Source organism: Nostoc punctiforme PCC 73102, from assembly GCF_000020025.1.
Lineage (GTDB): Bacteria > Cyanobacteriota > Cyanobacteriia > Cyanobacteriales > Nostocaceae > Nostoc > Nostoc punctiforme.
The window spans coordinates 1,975,338-1,993,508 of record NC_010628.1 but is presented as its reverse complement, the minus strand read 5'-3'; the positions used below and the strand labels follow the sequence as shown (position 1 = coordinate 1,993,508).

Here is an 18,171-nt window from a genome sequence, read left to right as displayed (position 1 = left end):
CATGGGGAATAGGGAACGGGGAATGGGGACAAATGACAAATGACAAATGACCAATGACAAATGACTAGATCCGTTGAGACATGACAATGATTTGGGATAATTAACTGCGTCCATCAGTTTTGATCTGCGGTTCCAAATCGTAACTGTAAGGAAACGCTGATGATTTTTGGATAGTTATCTGCGTCCATCGGCAGAAAGCCCGATCGTTGGTTTTTAGCGATCGCACTTTCTCCAAGGTGCGTTGATATGCGGTTCAAAATCCACAATTCACTAAGGGTCATGGGTTCTGAAAATTTGTCACAAGATACACTAGCCGAACAGTTGCTGGAACTAGCTATAAAATCTGGAGCAGAAGCTGCTGAGGTGTATCAGTCGCGATCGCTTTCTCGTCCAGTGTTTTTTGAGGCAAACCGGCTCAAACAGCTAGAAACCAACCAATCTGAAGGTACAGCACTACGGCTTTGGCGAAACGGTCGTCCGGGGCTGACGGTGGCTTACGGTTCTGTATTAGCCGAAGTGATGGTGGAAAAAGCTCTGGCATTAAGCCACCTGAATGAACCGGAAACTGTAGAATTAGGCTCTAACTTTCAGCCCTCCTACCCAGATTTAGGAGAAAGTGTACCGATAGAGATTTTGGTAGACTGGGGCAAAGAAGCGATCGCACTCATCCGCGATGTTTATCCCGATGTTGTGTGCAATGGTGACTGGGAATGTGATATTGAAACTACCAGAATAGTCAATACTAAAGGTTTAGATTGTTACTACACGGATACTACCCTTAACTGCTATGTATCAGCAGAATGGGTACGTGGCGATGATTTTTTAAGTGTTGCCGATGGTCAAACCAAGCGGGGGGAACTTCACCCTGAGAGATTAGCTAACCAAATTTTACAACGATTAATTTGGGCCAGAGAAAATGTCTCACCCCCTACTGGTCGTGTCCCGATTTTGTTCACTTCTAAAGCTGCTGATATGCTTTGGGGTACTGTGCAAGCCGCTTTGAATGGCAAGCAAGTCTTAGAAATATCTTCACCTTGGGCAGAACGTTTAGGGAACCCAGTTGTTGCCCCCAGTCTCACTCTCTACCAAGATCCAGAAGCTGGCCCTTACAGTTGCCCTTTTGATGATGAAGGTACTCCGACTCAATCTTTAGTATTTATCCAAAACGGGATTTTACAGCATTTCTATGGCGATCGCACCACCGGCCGCCAATTGGGTACTGACACTACTGGAAATGGTTTTCGCCCTGGTTTAGGCAGCTATCCCACTCCTGGTTTATTTAATTTTCTCATCCAGCCAGGTTCGACATCGCTACCAGATTTGATTCAACAACTAGATGATGGCTTGATTGTGGATCAAATGCTGGGTGATGGTGGCAGTATTTCTGGAGATTTTTCGATCAACGTGGATTTAGGCTACCGCGTCCAAAATGGTCAAGTTATTGGGCGCGTTAAGGATACTATGGTTGCAGGTAATGTTTACACAGCCCTGAAGCAAGTGGTTGCACTGGGCAACGATGGTGACTGGAATGGTTCTTGTTATACTCCATCTCTGATAGTAGAAGGACTATCTACCACGGGGAGAAGCAATTAAATAATTCGTAATTCGTAATTGGGGAGAGTGCTTTTGTATAGCGATCCTAAATTATTTGTGAATAACAATATCCCCGACTTCTTTAAGAAGTCGGGGATCTGAGCCTTGAGATAGATTTTTAAACCATCCTCTAAGATTCCACTAAACAGCTTTTTAGGAAAGATTTGTAATCCAAGATTTAAAATCCAAAATTGGTATGAATCAGCGTTTTCGCACCTGGTGGCAGCCTAGAAGAGGTTTAGCGATCGCCGAAGCTTGTGTTATCGGTTTGGTTGCTGCCCTATCTGCGGTATTCCTGAAAGTAGGATCGGGATGGCTGGGGACATGGCGAGTACATACTACCCACCTTTTTCCGGCATGGCTGGTACTACCTGTAATTGGTCTTGTTCTGGGATTTATAGCTGGATGGTTGGTGGATAGATTGGCACCAGAGGCTTATGGTAGCGGTATTCCGCAAGTTAAAGCTAGTCTTGCCAATGTACCTGTGAATTTATCCTGGCGGGTAGCAGGTGTGAAGTTACTCAGTGCTATCATCGCCATTGGTTCAGGCATGACTCTAGGACGGCAAGGCCCTACTGTCCAAGTGGGGGCAGGTTTAGCAGCAGGGATGAGTCGTTGGGTTCCCACTTCCCCAGATCATCGACGGCAAATGATTGCAGCCGGTGCAGGTGCGGGTTTGGCTGCTGCTTTCAATGCCCCGATCGCAGGTGTATTGTTTATCGTTGAGGAGTTACTCCAAGATTTATCAGGATTGACCCTGGGAACTGCCATTATCGCCTCCTTTATTGGTGGGGTGATATCCCGACTCTTAGGTGGTGGCTCTTTTGACCTTAACCTGCAATTAACGCAATCTTCCAGCCAATTTTCTATCCCAGAAATTCCCTTTTTCGTACTGTTAGGCATCTTGGCAGGGTTGCTGGGTGCATTGTTTAATAGCGGCTTAATATTTAGTATTAAATTTTATAGAAGATTACATATCAGCTTACCGTTGCGAGTGGCTTTAGCTGGATTTATTTCTGGTGTTGTCGTGGCTATGCTCCCTCCATCGTTCCGGGATAATACGGGGTTACGAGAATCCTTAATTACTGGAGGTTCCCATCCTACAGTAGCAGCGATCGCCTTTACCGCCCAATTCATCCTCACACTTATAGCATTTGGTTCAGGAGCGCCGGGGGGGTTATTCGCTCCCAGTCTGATTTTGGGTTCTTGTTTAGGACATATCATCGGTGTAGCTGAGTTATATATCACTGGAGTTGGTTCTCCGACTACTTACGCCCTAGCGGGGATGGGTGGATTTTTTAGCGCCGTTTCCAAAGTGCCAATCACAGCAATTGTGATTGTGTTTGAAATGACTACAGATTTCAATCTGGTACTACCTTTAATGATTGTTTCTGTAGCAGCTTATCTGGTTGCGGATAAGGTAGTATCAGGTTCGCTTTATGAGAAACTTTTGGAGTTAAAAGGTATTACTCTCACCAAACAAGTTCCGATGGAGGGAGCATTAACCAAGTTAACTGCAAAAGATGTGATGCAAGAACGAGTGGAAACTCTGGATGCAGAGATGAGCTTAGAAGAAGCAATGCAGTCCTTTGCTCGTTCCCATCATCGCGGTTTTCCTGTGGTAGAGGATAGCAAGTTAGTAGGGATTGTGACGCAATCAGATTTGTTGAAAATACGCGAGAGTACAAACCACACATTTCGCGATCGCAATTTAGCCGATATTTTCTTAAAAGAAATTATGACAACTGTCCCGATGACGGTAACACCGACTCACACTCTGGGCAATGTGTTGTATTTACTCGATCGCTATCAAATCAGTCGCTTACCAGTGGTAAATGGACGGAAACTTATCGGGATTATTACCCGTGCAGATATTATTCGGGCGGAAGCAGATCATCTCAATTGTGGAAATGGAACTCCTAAGCTGCAACCAGAACCTTCATACATAGTTTACCAAACGCGATCGCCCAACATCGGTAGAGGTAGATTATTAGTACCAGTAGCTAATCCCGATACTGCAGGTATTTTATTACAAATGGCAGCAGCTATTGCCCGCGATCGCCATTATGAAATAGATTGCGTGCAAGTTATGCTGATACCCCGCCACAGTTCTCCATCAGAAACACAGGTAAGAACGGCAAAAAGTCGCCGCTTGCTAAGACAGGCAGAAGTCTTAGCAAAAAAGTGGAAAATCCCCTTGCATACGCAGATTCGAGTTACCCACGATGTCGCCCAAGCAATTTTAGAGACAATCAACGAACAACACATCGACCTAATTTTAATGGGATGGAAAGGTAACACATCTACCCCTGGTCGGATTTTTGGCAGCGTTGTAGACAACATAATTCGCCAAGCCACCTGCGAAGTAGTTTTGGTAAAATTGGGCAAAACTCAGCACAAGCCAAATCATAGCTATCCGCAAACAGCACTCCAGACTCAGCATTCTTTCAATCGCTGGCTAGTTCCAATGGCTGGCGGTCCCAATTCTCCCCTAGCGATTAAGTTGTTACCTGCTTTAATTACATTGGGAAACGATCCGCAAATTCGCTTGACACAGGTGTTTAATCCATCTGAACTCAAGCCAGATATGTCAATTTCAGAACAAGCCATCCGTCAGTTGATGCGGCGGCGAAAATTATCTAGTACTGTAGTTGCGATCCCAGTGCAAGCTGATTCAGTAGCTGAAGGTGTGATTAACCTAGTGAAAACCGAGGGTTACGATGTTGTAGTTTTGGGAGCTTCCCGCGAGGGATTGTTGCAGCAGGCGATTCAAGGTAATATTCCCGAAGCGATCGCCTCTGGTGTAGAAAGTACAGTGATTTTGGTCAGGGGTGCAATTCACAAGTGAACTACTTAGGCTTACCTGCAATTAACATAAATATTACGATAGAATTACAGTTTTTACCTTTGATAAAGAACACCAATAATCAAAGTAAAAATTATTGGAATTAAGATTGGAATAGCAACTATCAGTCCCCATTTACCAAACTTAATTTCTTCACCCTCAGATTTTAGAAATGCAATCCAACCTACAACTCCCATCAAAACCCAAATAAATCCAAAGGAAAGAAATATAATAAATACTGAATCTTCCATTTCTATTTAAATTATAACTAATGACCATTAACTAACTTTACTAAGTTTGCACGAAAATGGCTAAAATTAGAAGTGTCAGGGTGCTGTTTTGTTCGCCAATTGTATTTTTGGAAAATCCCTAATTAACAACTGAAGCAAGGAAACTTGATACGTTTTTACTCCCTAAGGGTTGGAGTTATTTAAACATAGAAACAAAGCCTGCATCAGCAGGCTTTACCCGTAATAATTTTTAAGACTTACGCGAAATTAAAATTCAACTCATTATTAATAGTTAGAACGGGAGCCAGAGGAGCCGACTACATTAGGGTCACGATAAGCTACATTATCACCAGCTTTGCGGTTCTTGCGACCAAATAAACCAAATAAACCGAGCAAGCCCAACAAACCCCAATCCCCATCTTGATAATTTCTATCGGTAGCAGCGCGGTCTGTAGTAGTGTTTGTAACAGTACCATCAGGAGCTGTTGTTGTCTGAGCAGAAGCAGGCATAACTGTGGGTAAGGTAGCCAAACTTAGAGCTAGAACAGTACTTCCTAGAATTTTGGAGACATTAAAGCGTTTCACGATCACATTCCTCAATTGAATTGCTACAACTAATAGTTAAAGCATATTAAGTTTTGACAACGCCAGCATCAATCTTTAGCTGCAAATATAAATCAGCTTAAAGTTGCATTTGCGATCGATTAAATAAGCATTTTGGTATAGATTATATTACCGAGCCTATTAAATTAGGCAATAATGAAGTCAGCGATCGCATTAAAACTAGCTCGATTACAGAAGAAAAAATTACCTCTTCAGCTATGACAGATGTTGATAATTGAAGGCAGAAAATACAGTAATTCTGGTTAGAGGTACGCTTAATAAATAAATGCGGGATGATTTTATAGACTTTACTTGACATTTTTGTGTGGGAATTTAATGCTGCAAATGTGCATACCCATAATTAATATTTATACTAAAATTTGTATTGTGTTATCTATCAATTGCTGTAAAAATCATTGCATTTTTCAGTGAATCGGCTGCCAAATCTTGAGAATGTTTTCACCACTTCCACCACCGGCAATAGTTTCTCCATCTGGGCTGATAGCGATCGCATAAATATATCCAGAACCTGTATCTAAAGTGCGAATTTCCTTTCCTGTTAAAGGATTCCACAGTTTAATTGTCTTGTCACTGCTACCACTGACAAGGGTAAGGCCATTTTGAGTTCCACTGGGCAAAAAGGCAACAGAATTAACCTTATCCTTATGTCCCTTTAAAGTGCGGATTTCCTTACCTGTATTTAGATTCCACAATTTAATTGTTTTGTCTTTACTGCCACTGGCAAGGGTGACACCATCAGGCGCAAAAGCGACTGAAAGAATCGACTCTGCATTTCCTTTTAAAGTGCGGATTTCCTTGCCTGTATTTAAATTCCACAATTTAATTGTCTTATCCCAGCTACCACTAGCCAGAGTTTTGCCATCAGGACTAAAAGCCACAGATGGAACACCATCAGTATGTCCCTCTAAAGTGCGGATTAACTTTCCTGTCTTCACATTCCACAGTTTGATTCTTATATCCTTACTAGCAGTACCACTGGCAAGAGTTTTGCCATCAGGACTGAAAGCTACAGAAGTAACTCCGTCAGTATTTCCCTCTAAGGTGCGGACTAACTTTCCTGTCTCCACATTCCACAGTTTGATTGTCTTGTCTGCACTACCACTGGCGAGGGTTTTACTATCAGGACTGAAGGCTACAGTCCAAATCCAATTGGAATGTCCTTCTAAAGTGTGGATTTCCTCTCCACGGGCCAGATTCCATAGCTTGATTGTCTTATCATCACTGGCACTACCAAGGGTTGTGCCATCAGGACTGAAAGCTACAGAATTCACATCGCTGGAATGCCCCTTGAAGGCTTTGGGTAGAAAATCGCTTTTTGAGGGCAAAGAAATAGGCAAAGAAGTAGGCGGAGAATTAGAGGGAGAATATTCGCTCATTGTATGGGGACGAGTCTGGAAATACCAAACTCCCGCCAATCCCAATACCGAAATGCTAGAAATTAACAGCAGTTGACTTTTTAACGTGTTATTTAGTCTTAGTGAAAATGGTCTTTTGTTACCTGGAGTAGATGCAAATGTTGATGTAAGTACAGTTACGGGCAGTGATGGCAATGGTGATAGCCCAGGTGTCAAGTCAGCGATGACTTCATCAGCCGATTCGTAACGCTTTTGGATATCTAGTTGCAACAGCTTATCCAAAACTTCACCCAACTCTATAGATACAGAAACGCCGTCTTTACCTGGACTGATTAAATATTGTCGCCAAGATCCAACCCAACTATAGCCTTGTTGTACCCACAGTTGAGATGGACGAACTCCAGTCAGTAGATGAAAACAAGTCGCCCCTAAACTGAATAAATCGCTGGCTGGGTAAGCTTTGCCATCTTGCATCTGTTCAAGTGCAGTGTAACCGTGTGAGCCAATAACAGTGCCCATTTTAGTCTGCACTGTTACTGTCAGCTGCTTAGAGGCTCCAAAATCGATTAGCACTAATCGCCCGTCACTTTGACGACGAATAATATTTTGTGGTTTGATATCCCGATGAATCACTCCCCGTACATGGATAAACTTCAGTACGGGCAGTAAATCTAGCAAAAGTTCGCGAATCTCTGTTTCACTATAGTTTCCGCGCCTTTCCCATTCCTTAAGCAAGTTTTTCCCATCGATAAATTGCTGTACTAAAAACAGATAGCCATTTTGCTCAAAATAAGCCAATAAAGTTGGAATTTGTGGATGTTCGGCGAGTTCTTGTAGTCGACTTGCTTCTTGTTTAAATAGTTCAATGGCCTTTGTTAGTGGCCCAGTTCCCTGAAGTTTTGGGGCAAATTGCTTAACAACACAGCATTCATTCAGCTTGTGTACATCTTCTGCCAAATAGGTTCTACCAAATCCGCCCTCATCTGACAACACCTGAGTGGGACGATAGCGACCTCCCAGCAGGGGTATTAATTCTGCTCTACAACTATGGCAATAGTTGTTTTTATCAGGATTTAGGGGTTTTTGGCAATCGGGATTCACACAACAGAGCATACTGGGAATCCATTTAAATGGGAGTATATATTCATCTTAAGTCATGCAGTATTATCTCTGTTCTTAGTTAATCTCACTGAGATCGTATACAAATCCCCAATGTCCTTACCTCATAAGGTATTGAAGAATTTAAATAATTTGAAAAAAGTTGTGCTTAAGCGATGCATTTTGAAGAATTGATTTGCACAAATTGGACAATAATATAATACTTATGCATTTATAGGAAATACCAAATATGGATGATTTTAAAAACCACATTTGTTGTAGAGGCAATCGGTAAGCCCTACGTGCAGGGGTACGCTAATGCCAGTTCCTTGATGCCGAGGAACCCGTCCACAGGAATGGCTCACCGCTTTGCATCTACATGAATTACCCCTAGCGTCTAGGTGTATATTTCCTATCAAAGAATGATTGGTAAAAACCTGAAACTACCTATTTACGTTTAAGTTGGTTGGTACAATAAAATCAAACTATGTAAAGAAAAATAAACTAGGCTAAAACCCTTATACCTATTAGACTTCTTGCAAAAGTGGGTAAAAGGATAAGGGGTAAAGGTATGGAATTTTCCCTTCCTCTCTAACATGCAAACATGCACCCCAACATCTTGCAAAAGTTACTTTTGCAAGATGTCTATTGCCTATTGCCTTATCCCAACGATAATTATTTACGTTCACTTCCTTATACACAACATAATTATTTTGTAAAGCACGTAAATTAAACTTTGACTTTCGGATATAAACTTTGAGGCGTTGCTGAATTCAGCTATCGTGGAAAGTAGTAATAATTTTTGGGAAAGCATCAAATACCTTCGTTGATGCGGTAAGGTTGGCTTTGCAGATAATTTGGCTGCCAAGGAATGATCTGGAAATGGGGCTTTAGACTATTAATTTTATTCTTGGGGCTGGGGCTACTCTTGGATCTCGGTTGCCGCATAGGAGCAGATATTTTTTGGTTTCAGGAAGTCGGCTATCTCCAAGTATTTCTGTTAAGGGTGGTGACTCGTGGTGTTTTGTGGGTAATTGTGGCTGGGGTAACTGCTGCCTATCTACTGCTAAACCTTGCCTTAGCACAACGGCTCAAATATTCCCAGTCTCTGAAGATAGAGGAAGTCAAGCGTGAGGAAGCAGAACTCACCAGTAAATTCACAAATTTTCTCAGCCCTCATTATCCAAGACGCAACGAAACCCAGACATTTGCGCCGCAACGCTTTAAAAAATTGAAATTGCGCGGGTTATTACTCCTAACTCTGATACTGAGCCTATTGATTGGATTAATGCTGGCTCACTATGGTCAAATTGCTCTTTCTTACTGGCATTCTCCAGTTAATCAGGGCATTTTACCCATTCCTGCCCTATTTCGACTAGAGACAATCTGGCAACTCTTGAGGCAGATTGTCTCTCAAGTCTGGTATGTCGGCTTAATTGTGGGAGTAGCGATCGCAATCTTAATCTATCCCCAATTTTTATTAACTGCGATCGCGGTTGTATTTAGTCCCAGTTTTGCATTCATCCTATTCCAACACTGGCCAAAGGTACTGCAATATTTCCACCCCACCCCTTTCAACAGCACCGACCCTTTATTTGGTCGAGATATCAGCTTTTATGTATTTTCCTTACCCGTTTGGGAACTGCTAGAACTCTGGCTGATGGGATTATGTTTGTATGGTTTCGTCGCCGTTGCTCTCACTTATCTTTTGTCGGCTGACAGTTTAAGTCAGGGGATTTTCCCTGGTTTTTCGCCCCAGCAGCAGCGTCATTTATTCGGTATGGGTGGTTTATTGATGTTGGTAGTGGCTTTGAGTTATTGGCAAAGTCGCTATGAACTTGTGTATTCTAGCCGTGGTGTAAGTTATGGTGCTAGCTATACGGATGTGACAACCCAGTTGCCAGCTTATACCTTTTTATGTGTTGTGGCAGTAGCGATCGCCTTTTATCTACTTTGGCGAACGCTTTTCTGGAAACCCAAATCTCGGTATCGTCCCTTGGTATTTTACGGGTTGGGGATTTATTTAGTATTAGTTGTAGCGGCTGACGTTGTTCTACCTACGGTAGTCCAATATTTAATTGTTCAACCTAATGAGTTGCAGCGAGAGCAACCCTACATTCAACGTACTATCGCCTTGACTCGCCAAGCATTCGATTTAGAAGCGATCGATTCTAGAGGCTTCAACCCTCAAGGAACACTGACTGAAGCTGATATTCAAAGGAATGACTTGACAATTCGGAATATCCGCCTTTGGGATCAGCGACCTCTGTTAGAAACTAACCGTCAGCTGCAACAAATTCGGCCATATTATCGGTTCCCCGATGCCGATATTGATCGGTATACTCTGAAAACAGATGTAACTTCACGCCGACCATCAGCGCCCCAAAACCCACCAGAACCTAAACAGGAAACTGCTGAAGCAACAGAACGGCGGCAAGTACTGATTGCCGCGCGAGAACTAGACTACAATGCTGTACCACAGGAAGCCCAAACATGGGTTAACCGCCATTTAATTTATACTCACGGTTTCGGGTTTACTGTTAGCCCAGTTAATACAGTTGGGCCTGGTGGACTACCAGAATATTTTGTCAAAGATATTAGTGATGATAGTAGTGCCCTCACAACTTCTAGTGCAGCCATTCGTAAAAGCATTCCCATTGGTCAACCCCGAATTTATTACGGTGAAATAGCAAATACTTACGTAATGACTGGCACAAGAGTTAGAGAGTTAGACTACCCCAGTGGTAGTGACAATGTTTACAACTCTTACGATGGTCTGGGTGGCGTGGAAATCGGTTCAGCATGGCGACGGTGGTTATTTGCCATGCATTTGAAAGATTGGCAGATGGTGCTGACGCAGGACTTTTTACCAGAGACAAAATTGCTACTGCGGCGAAATGTCAAGCAAAGAATTCAAGCGATCGCACCTTTTTTGAAATTTGACAGCGATCCCTATTTAGTAGCTGCTGCTGCTAATGAAGATTTCCCCAGTAATCCCAGTTATCTTTACTGGATTGTTGATGCCTACACGACGAGCGATCGCTATCCTTACTCAGACACTGGCAGCGATGGGATCAACTACATTCGCAATTCTATCAAAGTAGTAGTTGATGCCTACAACGGCACTGTCAATTTTTATATTGCCGATCCCAACGATCCAATCATTGCCACTTGGTCAGGGATATTTCCCCAAATGTTTAAACCGCTCAGTACAATGCCTGTTAATCTCCGCAGTCATACCCGCTATCCGGTGGATTTTTTCAAAATTCAATCTGAGCGGTTGATGACCTATCACATGACCGATCCCCAGGTATTTTACAATCGGGAAGACCAGTGGCAGATTCCTAATGAAATCTATGGTAGTGAAACTCGTCCAGTAGAGCCATACTATTTGATTACTAGTCTACCCACTGCACCTGTTGTTGGCGCAGCCTCTCGTACAGAAGAGTTTATTCTGTTTCTACCCTATACTCCTAGACAACGGACTAATTTAATCGCTTGGTTAGCGGCGCGATCGGATGGTGTTAATTACGGTAAGTTATTGTTATATACTTTTCCGAAAGAAAGGCTGGTCTACGGTACAGAGCAAATCGAGGCGCGCATCAACCAAGACCCGGTAATTTCTCAGCAAATTTCCCTGTGGAATCGCCAAGGCTCGAAAGCCATTCAAGGCAATCTATTAGTGATTCCCATTGAGCAATCACTGCTTTATGTTGAGCCAATCTATTTAGAAGCCACACAGAATAGTCTACCAACTTTGGTGCGGGTAGTTGTGGCTTACGAAAACCGGATTGTCATGGCCCAAACCTTAGAACAAGCCTTACAAGGAATTTTTAAACCAGAAGTAACACCAGCCCCTGCAATTATTCGTCCCTTTGAAGAAGCAGCCCCACCTGGTTAAGAGGTTATTTATAAAGTAAAAATAATTACATAGCAGGGGATAGACAGCGATCGCCATTAACAAAATTTATTGCAACAGACATAGTTTAATGGTTCAACATAATGTAATAGACACTAAAAGTTAATGGACATGCTACAAAATAACCAACTAGAGATCCGTCACATTAGTCCCGAAGTGAGGCAGTTGATTAAAATGTACGCGGATGTTAATAGCTGTACGCAGTCTGAGATGTTGGAACGCATTATTTTGGAGTGGAACGCCCAACAAAGCGAGAGCGAAAGACCGCCAGGAGACGAAGATGAATAGCTTTCTGCTACAATTTTTAGTCTACTTATAGCGAAAGCCTTTCATTAATTTGGCTTTCTAGCTCAAGAAAAATTTTTCCGAGATTGGGTCTTTTTTGAGGGATTGAATAAAATCCCTCAAAGTCATCATGCTACCCGTTAAGGTGAATTTGGGAGTACCATTTGGAGCAACGATTCTCACTTCCCCGTCTTGAATCTGAATTTTATTTTTAATGCTATCCCATAGAGTATCAAAGCTCTCATCATCCTTGCAACCATTGGCTTCAAGGAATCTTTGGCGTACTTCTGTTTTTAATGCGAGTGCTTCTGCTGCTTGAGTCCGCGCCTCAAAGTGCTTAACTACATCTTCATAAGCACTTTCCTTGAGAGTTTTGTTTTCAGCCTGAACTTGCTCTAACTGAGTTTTTATGGTTTGCAGTTGGGAAGCTAATGCGGCTGATTTATGATATTCAAGTTTTAAGGCTTGCTTTGCATTGGCTAACAAGGTTTTATAATCTAGCTGATCTCGATCTTGATTTTTTTCAGATTGCATTTTTATCTCTCGATCAACAGATTTTAGGTGAAAAACTCTCGTCAGTTATATTACAAAAACTGGCGAGAGTTTAGTAAATATTATGTGAGTTATCTAAGTATTAGTTATTTTACCAATAATGGTGTTTCGGAGGTAGGATTCTCCTGAATACTACTCAAACAAGAACTAATGTGCAACCGGATAGCACGTTCATAAACACTAGTCTGCTGAGTGCGTACCCCTACAGCCTGATATATTAAGCTAACTTCTGGGAATTCAGACCAATACATCAAAAAAATGTCTTTAGCTGGAGTAATAATTTCATAATTATTCTCTTGTCTTTTCTTTCTGAGTTTACAATTATTTAGTTGTAATTTTTGTCTGAATAGTTGTTCAAATTCTGAAATTAAATCTGAAGTAGTTTTCATGTGTTATACACGTTAAAACGTGTTAAGGATGCAAAGACTATCTGATGATATTACTAAGTATGACACTTCAGATACCTCTTACAATATAGTGTATCAGTTATCGAGTATTTGAGAATTTGAGGTTATTTTTCCCTTCTCATGATTAAATAAGAGGTCTAAGGACTAGGGATTGGGGGCTGGGGACTAGGAAAATAGTTAGTAGAGACACCCTGATAATGACACCGCTAAATACCTACAGGCTACAGCCTGGGACTTCAAGACCCTCTGCAAAACTGATTAATTCTAAGTAATCTGGATTTTCCACGAACTTTTTAGCGGTCAACAATCCGGCAATGCTCCAAGTTTGATTGATTCTAGCTTCTTTGCCAATTAAACGGCCATTGTTGCCATCGTAATATTCAGGGAATTTATCCTTCAATAAACGCCTTTCGGCAATAGCGATCGCTGCTTGAGCAAGTTCTGTTCGACCTGCTTTCTGCGCCGCCGATGCAAATAACCACAGTAAGACTGGCCAGTTGCCACCGTTGTGATAAGACCAAGCCCTGTTTTTAGAGTCACATCCTGTAACAATTCTCCACTCTAAACCTTCTAAAGCCGGAAAGCAAATTTTAACAGGCATATAGCCGATCAAGTCTTGCCAACGTTGGACAAATAAATTCATAATGCTTTGAGATTCTTTTTCGCTTGCTAAGGAAGTTAAGATTGCCATCAGATTTCCCAGAGCAAAAAAGCGAAAATCAATCCGTCCCGGCCCCAGATTTCCCGCTAAATATCCTCCCGTTTCTGGCAACCACTCGGTCAACCAACTAGGAATTGATTCTGAGTTGATGTTGAATTTATTAACAATTTCTTTACCAAATTCGTTATCTTTGTAACGATAGATTTCCCCCAATCGCTTCAAATCTAGCCAATAATAGTTGCGGATATGATATTTCAAAGATCCCAATCGCCTATTGACTTTGCCGAGATAACTATCCCCATCCCCATCTGGTAAAAGCAATTCACTAGCAGCCCTCAAGGACGCATAAAATAACACCTGAATTTCTAGAGGATGTTCGTAGACTCCCATACGACGGTCAATCATAAACGCGCCATCGGGAACTAACATTGTTGGGTACATGGAAAACCGATGTACTAAGCAAAGATCCAAAATTAGTTTGATTCCGGCTTGAAAATCTGGCTGACGCGCCAGGGACAAATCGCCTGTAGCTTTTTCATAAGCTCGTAGCAAAAGAATCCACCACATACAAGAATCAATTGGGGGAACACGAGCGATCGCTTGCTCACCAAAATCAGCGACCAAAAATTCCTCATTGCCATTAAAATGCACTTTGAAACTGGCAGGCATTAATCCCGCTCCTGGTTCAAAGCAGTCTATCTGCTTTTCATGACTTTGTAACTTCAGTGTTTCTACTAAGAAGTTACGGACAATCTCTGCTTTCCCATACATGAGAAACACCAAGGCAGAAGGCACAAAATCGCGGAGAAAGCACTGGTCATAATTGAGTGCATCTGACTCCGGATCGTGAGCGGCTACAGTACCAATGGGTTTTCCTTGGTAAAAAATTACGGACTCTTCCAATAATTCCCAAGCTTGTGCTTCCAGTTGACTGTTCTTATCGATGGCGCTAGTCATGGGCATTTAATTTCACTAATAATGGTATGTATCGGCTTAATTATGGAAAGTACGCCAGCCTTACTCAACAAACAGGCAGGGGGAAATGACCTCTTTCTCCATCTGTGGAGCAGAAAATGGGTTTGAGTCCCCCACAACAACCAAGCGTGGTTCTCGTACTCTACCGGAAGCTAATGCAACAGGGGTAGTCATGTAGCTGTGCGTTACCCGTAGCTCTACCGTTGGCTGATGCAGCCTCTCTAAGACTTGGCGAATCCCCTTTCTGTTCGATCCCCCTTGCCCCCTGCCGCCTGCCCCCTTACCTTTTTCTCAAGCTGACCAGGTTTCTCGGAAGTCAGCATACAGATTCAATCCACCATGTACAAATAGTGTCTGTCCAATGATGTAGGCGGCTTCATCCGAGGCTAAAAAAGCTGCTGCGGCTGTCATCTCCTCACAGGTGCCAGCAGCGACTTCACACCACAATTTTCGATATTTCCGCAGGCTTTTTGCAATGCCATTTCTTCTGTGTCTACCGCCGCTTCTGGATGTTTGCGGTAATTTATAGCGATGTTGCACCCTTATTGAGCGAGTCTGATAGCGATCGCCTGACTAATTCCTGAAGTTGCACCTGTAATTAAAGCATTCTTTCTCTTTAACCCTATCATATTTCCTGAGCTTGCTTGAATTTGAACTCAGTCAAACAATTTTGAATTTTATATTATTCTTTTCAATATCTAAATTTGTTTTGTCAACCCCCAATGGAGGTAATTTAAAGTTAAAAAATTTGAATTTATGAAATCAAGTCTTAAAAATTAGGCTACAGATTCAAGAAATGGAAACTCAACTTGAATCTGATGCCTCTTAGATTACGAATTACGTAAAGCCTGCGGCATAGCTTTGCTTAGAGCATAGCCGTAACGAGTCTACAAATGTCATTACAAATTGGTTAGTTCCTATCGCAAATTCGCTGGTACTTGTTCAGGAACTACCCAGTAATAAATAGTTTTTCCCTCTACATTTAGAATCTGCTGTGGTTTCCAATCGCCCATATCGAAGGCGTGGGAGACAATGCGACTATCAGGTTTGAGTTCTTTTAACAGCTTTGGACGGAGTTTAGCATTAACCTCTGGCAGTAAGTAAAGTGTAACTACTGTTGCTTCACTAAAATCAGTGTTGAACAAGTCTTGTTGAATAAACTTCACACGATCGGTTACTCCTGCTTTTTGGGCATTCTCATTAGCTTCTTTAATGCGTTCAGGATTGATATCTATGCCAACACCGCGCGTACCAAACTTTTGTGCCGCAGTATTGACAATTCTTCCGTCACCACTACCAAGGTCATAAAGCACATCATTCTAACCCACTTTTGCCACTTGCAACATTGCGATTGACTAATAGCGAGTAATCGTGCTTTGCTCTGTCAAGCAGCTAGAGCGGCGATCGCCTAAAATTTGAGATCGAGTATAGACGCACATATCTACATTCCTACTTAATAAATAATAAAAATTTCTTTTTATAGTTAATCTTTTAGTATCTATTACTGGGGAAAAGTAAAATATCAATTAATTCTCCCACTACCAAACCTAATACCGCTATAACTGTTAAAATCCAAAATGGATCTAGCTTATTAAAGCCAGAAAATCGCATTTCCAAATCAGCTAAAAGGGTAGTTGCTAAAGGTATGAGAAAAAGCCTTAAAAATAGCGACCAAGTTGCTACAAAAGCAATTGATATACTTAAAAATAATATGACAGCTAAAGTTTGAGATCCAAATTCAACTAAACGCTCTAACCAAGAATTACTCTTTCGCACTATAGCTATAACTATAGCTGCAATAAAAGCTCCCACTAACCAAATAATATGGTTAGTGGCAAGATACCATCCCAGGAGAGTATAAGCTAGCCATAGTAATACTAAAGGCATCAAAGGAATCCTGTTAAAAAATTCCACATTCATACTGTCAAGGCTTGTAAAATTACCAAGTTAATATCTTAATTGTAGTCAAAGATACGCTTTTTCTATCCTCCTAATGTATTAGGGAGGGGTGCAATTGCTGTGGGAATCATAATTAATTACCCAGACTTGATATGATGCGTAGTTTACCGCCGCAGGCATCGCTTCTAGCTTAAAGTTCAGATAATCAAGCTTATCCAGCAATAAGAATATATTGGCATACGTATGTTTTTTAAACATAAGTTACATTTGAGACAAAAAGTAAACGTCTTAAGAACAAGGGTACTATATTTGAAATATACTAACGATATATAAGTAAATTGACTTTGACTCTCAGCTATTTGCCATGAAATTTAATAGAGAGGTAGTTATGATTCACTGTGTACAACTTTGATAACTGTCCACAATACAGTTGCATGTCTCAAGCTCATGGTAATATTATTTTACTGTCAGGAGATACTATTTATACATCAAATTAAAATCATGCTGAAACAGCTAGTTAGGCGTGCTACCTCCAAAAAACAAAAAGTTATTCAACCCAGCAAGGAAATCAGCAAAAGCAGCAATGTGCAAAGCACGGAGCTTTTGAAAGTCTGCTTATACTTAAGATACTAAAGAGCTAAAAAAGCCCTTTTTTAGGAATCATGACAGCCAGCGAAGAAGGCATAAAAACCTCTTAACATCGGTAAAAATTTAGACAACAGTAAATATAAAAGTGTTGACGCAATGTCAATGGTTTTTTGTATACAAAAAAGTAACAAAAAGCACGATTTTTGTTGCCAATAAAACATTAAGATTGTGTCTTTTCTTTAGACATTGATTATCTTTGTGCTTAGTTACCTATATATAAAATTCCTATTTGACTGGTGAAAACTTAAGCGAACCTCGATCAAATGAGGCAAACACTTAAATTTAACAAATGATTTAGGACTGCTAAATCAATCCTGATTTAGTAACGACTTGATTATTGACAACGTAAGTAAAAGTAACAGGTAAAACATGAATATCATTGTTCGTTTGGTTGGAGCGATCGCTCTCCAAGTGTCTGTATTGGCTGCAATGTCTAGCATGGCAATGTCTGCTGACAAGCCTTTGCGCCTCCGTATCCAGGAGGCTGCTGCTGTGTCTCAACGGAAAACAACACAGAGGATTTGCTCTTTAGATCCCATTGAAGATTTATTACCTCCACCACAGACTAAGGCCAATAATTCTTTGCTTTCTTACCTTGCTGAACAAGGTTTTACCCAAAATCAAGAGGGTTCTTGGGTCTGTTATGCGAACGATCCGAAACAAGAAGGGCGTTACTTTACTCTGTTTAAGGTTAAACGAGTTGATAACAGGCTCATAGCAAGTTCTTTTCTAGATGAGGGCAGTCTGATTCAGGGGCAGGAAAATCGTAGCTTGGACTTCTTTATGATGCTGATCGAGCATCATCTGAATACTACTCAAGAGAACCGCAAAGGTATACGTAGATATTTAGAAGCCTTCGTTTCCTTAGTAAAGCAAGGGAAGATCAAACCTACACGTCGTGCGTTTCTTTTCGATCAACCAAATCGGGGAATGGTCTTATATCACACACTCTCATCAGGAAATCTCAAAGGTACCGGAATCACGATCAACATTTATTTACCTAAGAGTTGAATTTGGGAATGGGGATTGGTGACTGAGGGTTGGGGACTGGAGATTGGGGAGAAGAACCAATACCAAATG

Annotated in this window: 14 protein-coding genes and 2 pseudogenes; 5 read left to right on the top strand and 11 right to left on the bottom strand. The window is 41.5% G+C overall.

All coding sequences use genetic code 11. The annotated features are described in order from the left end of the window. Positions 1-113: 113 nt before the first annotated feature. Positions 114-281, bottom strand: coding sequence for a hypothetical protein (locus NPUN_RS41645; protein ID WP_159402452.1), 168 nt, complete (start codon positions 279-281; stop codon positions 114-116). Between NPUN_RS41645 and NPUN_RS08200 the strand changes: the two genes are divergently transcribed. Both NPUN_RS08200 and NPUN_RS08195 read left to right on the top strand, forming a co-directional pair. Further along, positions 280-1,593, top strand: coding sequence for a TldD/PmbA family protein (locus tag NPUN_RS08200; protein WP_041565266.1), 1,314 nt, complete (start codon positions 280-282; stop codon positions 1,591-1,593). The genes NPUN_RS41645 and NPUN_RS08200 overlap by 2 nt on opposite strands. 196 nt (positions 1,594-1,789) lie before the next feature. Beyond that, complete coding sequence (locus NPUN_RS08195) at positions 1,790-4,441, top strand: chloride channel protein (RefSeq protein WP_012408320.1); 2,652 nt, start codon at positions 1,790-1,792, stop codon at positions 4,439-4,441. 53 nt (positions 4,442-4,494) lie between these two features. On the opposite strand, the gene NPUN_RS08190 is transcribed toward NPUN_RS08195, so the two are convergent. The 3 genes from NPUN_RS08190 to NPUN_RS08180 all read right to left on the bottom strand — a co-directional run bounded on the left by NPUN_RS08190 (position 4,495) and on the right by NPUN_RS08180 (position 7,760). Then, positions 4,495-4,689 (bottom strand): hypothetical protein, encoded by a 195-nt coding sequence (locus tag NPUN_RS08190; RefSeq protein ID WP_041565265.1) that lies wholly within the window; start codon positions 4,687-4,689, stop codon positions 4,495-4,497. Between the two features lie 264 nt (positions 4,690-4,953). Continuing rightward, on the bottom strand, positions 4,954-5,253 hold the full coding sequence (locus tag NPUN_RS08185) for a WGxxGxxG family protein (protein WP_012408319.1): 300 nt from the start codon (positions 5,251-5,253) through the stop codon (positions 4,954-4,956). A 443-nt stretch (positions 5,254-5,696) separates the two neighbouring features. Further along, positions 5,697-7,760, bottom strand: coding sequence for a serine/threonine-protein kinase (locus NPUN_RS08180; protein ID WP_012408318.1), 2,064 nt, complete (start codon positions 7,758-7,760; stop codon positions 5,697-5,699). A gap of 856 nt (positions 7,761-8,616) precedes the next feature. On the opposite strand from NPUN_RS08180, the gene NPUN_RS08175 reads away from it, so the two are divergent. Together NPUN_RS08175 and NPUN_RS08170 are read left to right on the top strand one after the other, a co-directional pair. Then, entirely contained in the window at positions 8,617-11,646 is a 3,030-nt protein-coding gene (locus NPUN_RS08175) for a UPF0182 family protein (protein WP_012408317.1), read from the top strand. A 123-nt stretch (positions 11,647-11,769) separates the two neighbouring features. After that, positions 11,770-11,952: a hypothetical protein gene (locus NPUN_RS08170; protein WP_012408316.1), complete on the top strand. Its 183-nt coding sequence runs from the start codon at positions 11,770-11,772 to the stop codon at positions 11,950-11,952. Between the two features lie 57 nt (positions 11,953-12,009). On the opposite strand, the gene NPUN_RS08165 is transcribed toward NPUN_RS08170, so the two are convergent. The 7 genes and pseudogenes from NPUN_RS08165 to NPUN_RS08135 all read right to left on the bottom strand — a co-directional run bounded on the left by NPUN_RS08165 (position 12,010) and on the right by NPUN_RS08135 (position 16,431). Then, entirely contained in the window at positions 12,010-12,483 is a 474-nt protein-coding gene (locus tag NPUN_RS08165) for a hypothetical protein (RefSeq protein WP_012408315.1), read from the bottom strand. 104 nt (positions 12,484-12,587) lie between these two features. Further along, positions 12,588-12,890, bottom strand: a complete 303-nt coding sequence (locus tag NPUN_RS08160) for a hypothetical protein (protein WP_012408314.1) — start codon at positions 12,888-12,890, stop codon at positions 12,588-12,590. 232 nt (positions 12,891-13,122) lie between these two features. Then, entirely contained in the window at positions 13,123-14,532 is a 1,410-nt protein-coding gene (locus tag NPUN_RS08155) for a glycoside hydrolase 100 family protein (RefSeq protein ID WP_012408313.1), read from the bottom strand. Positions 14,533-14,835: 303 nt separating this feature from the next. After that, a complete protein-coding gene (locus NPUN_RS44680; protein ID WP_419788423.1) occupies positions 14,836-14,955 on the bottom strand; it encodes a hypothetical protein in 120 nt (39 codons plus the stop codon). 14 nt (positions 14,956-14,969) lie between these two features. Continuing rightward, positions 14,970-15,173: pseudogene (locus NPUN_RS44675) on the bottom strand (SDR family NAD(P)-dependent oxidoreductase); the annotation flags it as partial. Between the two features lie 288 nt (positions 15,174-15,461). Further along, positions 15,462-15,893 (bottom strand): annotated as a pseudogene (locus NPUN_RS08140) (class I SAM-dependent methyltransferase); the annotation flags it as partial. A 142-nt stretch (positions 15,894-16,035) separates the two neighbouring features. Next, the gene (locus NPUN_RS08135) at positions 16,036-16,431 is read right to left on the bottom strand and encodes a hypothetical protein (RefSeq protein ID WP_012408311.1); all 396 of its coding nucleotides are present in this window, start codon (positions 16,429-16,431) and stop codon (positions 16,036-16,038) included. A 1,029-nt stretch (positions 16,432-17,460) separates the two neighbouring features. Here NPUN_RS08135 and NPUN_RS08130 point away from each other — a divergent pair. Further along, positions 17,461-18,102, top strand: a complete 642-nt coding sequence (locus tag NPUN_RS08130) for a hypothetical protein (RefSeq protein ID WP_012408310.1) — start codon at positions 17,461-17,463, stop codon at positions 18,100-18,102. The last annotated feature ends 69 nt before the right edge of the window (positions 18,103-18,171 follow it).

Coding starts and splice junctions, on each gene's coding strand:
- NPUN_RS08175 (WP_012408317.1), top strand. CDS start 8,617: ATGATCTGGAAATGGGGCTTTAGACTATTAATTTTATTCTTGGGGCTG.
- NPUN_RS08135 (WP_012408311.1), bottom strand. CDS start 16,431: ATGCCTTTAGTATTACTATGGCTAGCTTATACTCTCCTGGGATGGTAT.
- NPUN_RS08195 (WP_012408320.1), top strand. CDS start 1,790: ATGAATCAGCGTTTTCGCACCTGGTGGCAGCCTAGAAGAGGTTTAGCG.
- NPUN_RS08190 (WP_041565265.1), bottom strand. CDS start 4,689: ATGGAAGATTCAGTATTTATTATATTTCTTTCCTTTGGATTTATTTGG.
- NPUN_RS44680 (WP_419788423.1), bottom strand. CDS start 14,955: ATGACAGCCGCAGCAGCTTTTTTAGCCTCGGATGAAGCCGCCTACATC.
- NPUN_RS08170 (WP_012408316.1), top strand. CDS start 11,770: ATGGACATGCTACAAAATAACCAACTAGAGATCCGTCACATTAGTCCC.
- NPUN_RS08165 (WP_012408315.1), bottom strand. CDS start 12,483: ATGCAATCTGAAAAAAATCAAGATCGAGATCAGCTAGATTATAAAACC.
- NPUN_RS41645 (WP_159402452.1), bottom strand. CDS start 281: ATGACCCTTAGTGAATTGTGGATTTTGAACCGCATATCAACGCACCTT.
- NPUN_RS08180 (WP_012408318.1), bottom strand. CDS start 7,760: ATGCTCTGTTGTGTGAATCCCGATTGCCAAAAACCCCTAAATCCTGAT.
- NPUN_RS08160 (WP_012408314.1), bottom strand. CDS start 12,890: ATGAAAACTACTTCAGATTTAATTTCAGAATTTGAACAACTATTCAGA.
- NPUN_RS08200 (WP_041565266.1), top strand. CDS start 280: ATGGGTTCTGAAAATTTGTCACAAGATACACTAGCCGAACAGTTGCTG.
- NPUN_RS08155 (WP_012408313.1), bottom strand. CDS start 14,532: ATGCCCATGACTAGCGCCATCGATAAGAACAGTCAACTGGAAGCACAA.
- NPUN_RS08130 (WP_012408310.1), top strand. CDS start 17,461: ATGAATATCATTGTTCGTTTGGTTGGAGCGATCGCTCTCCAAGTGTCT.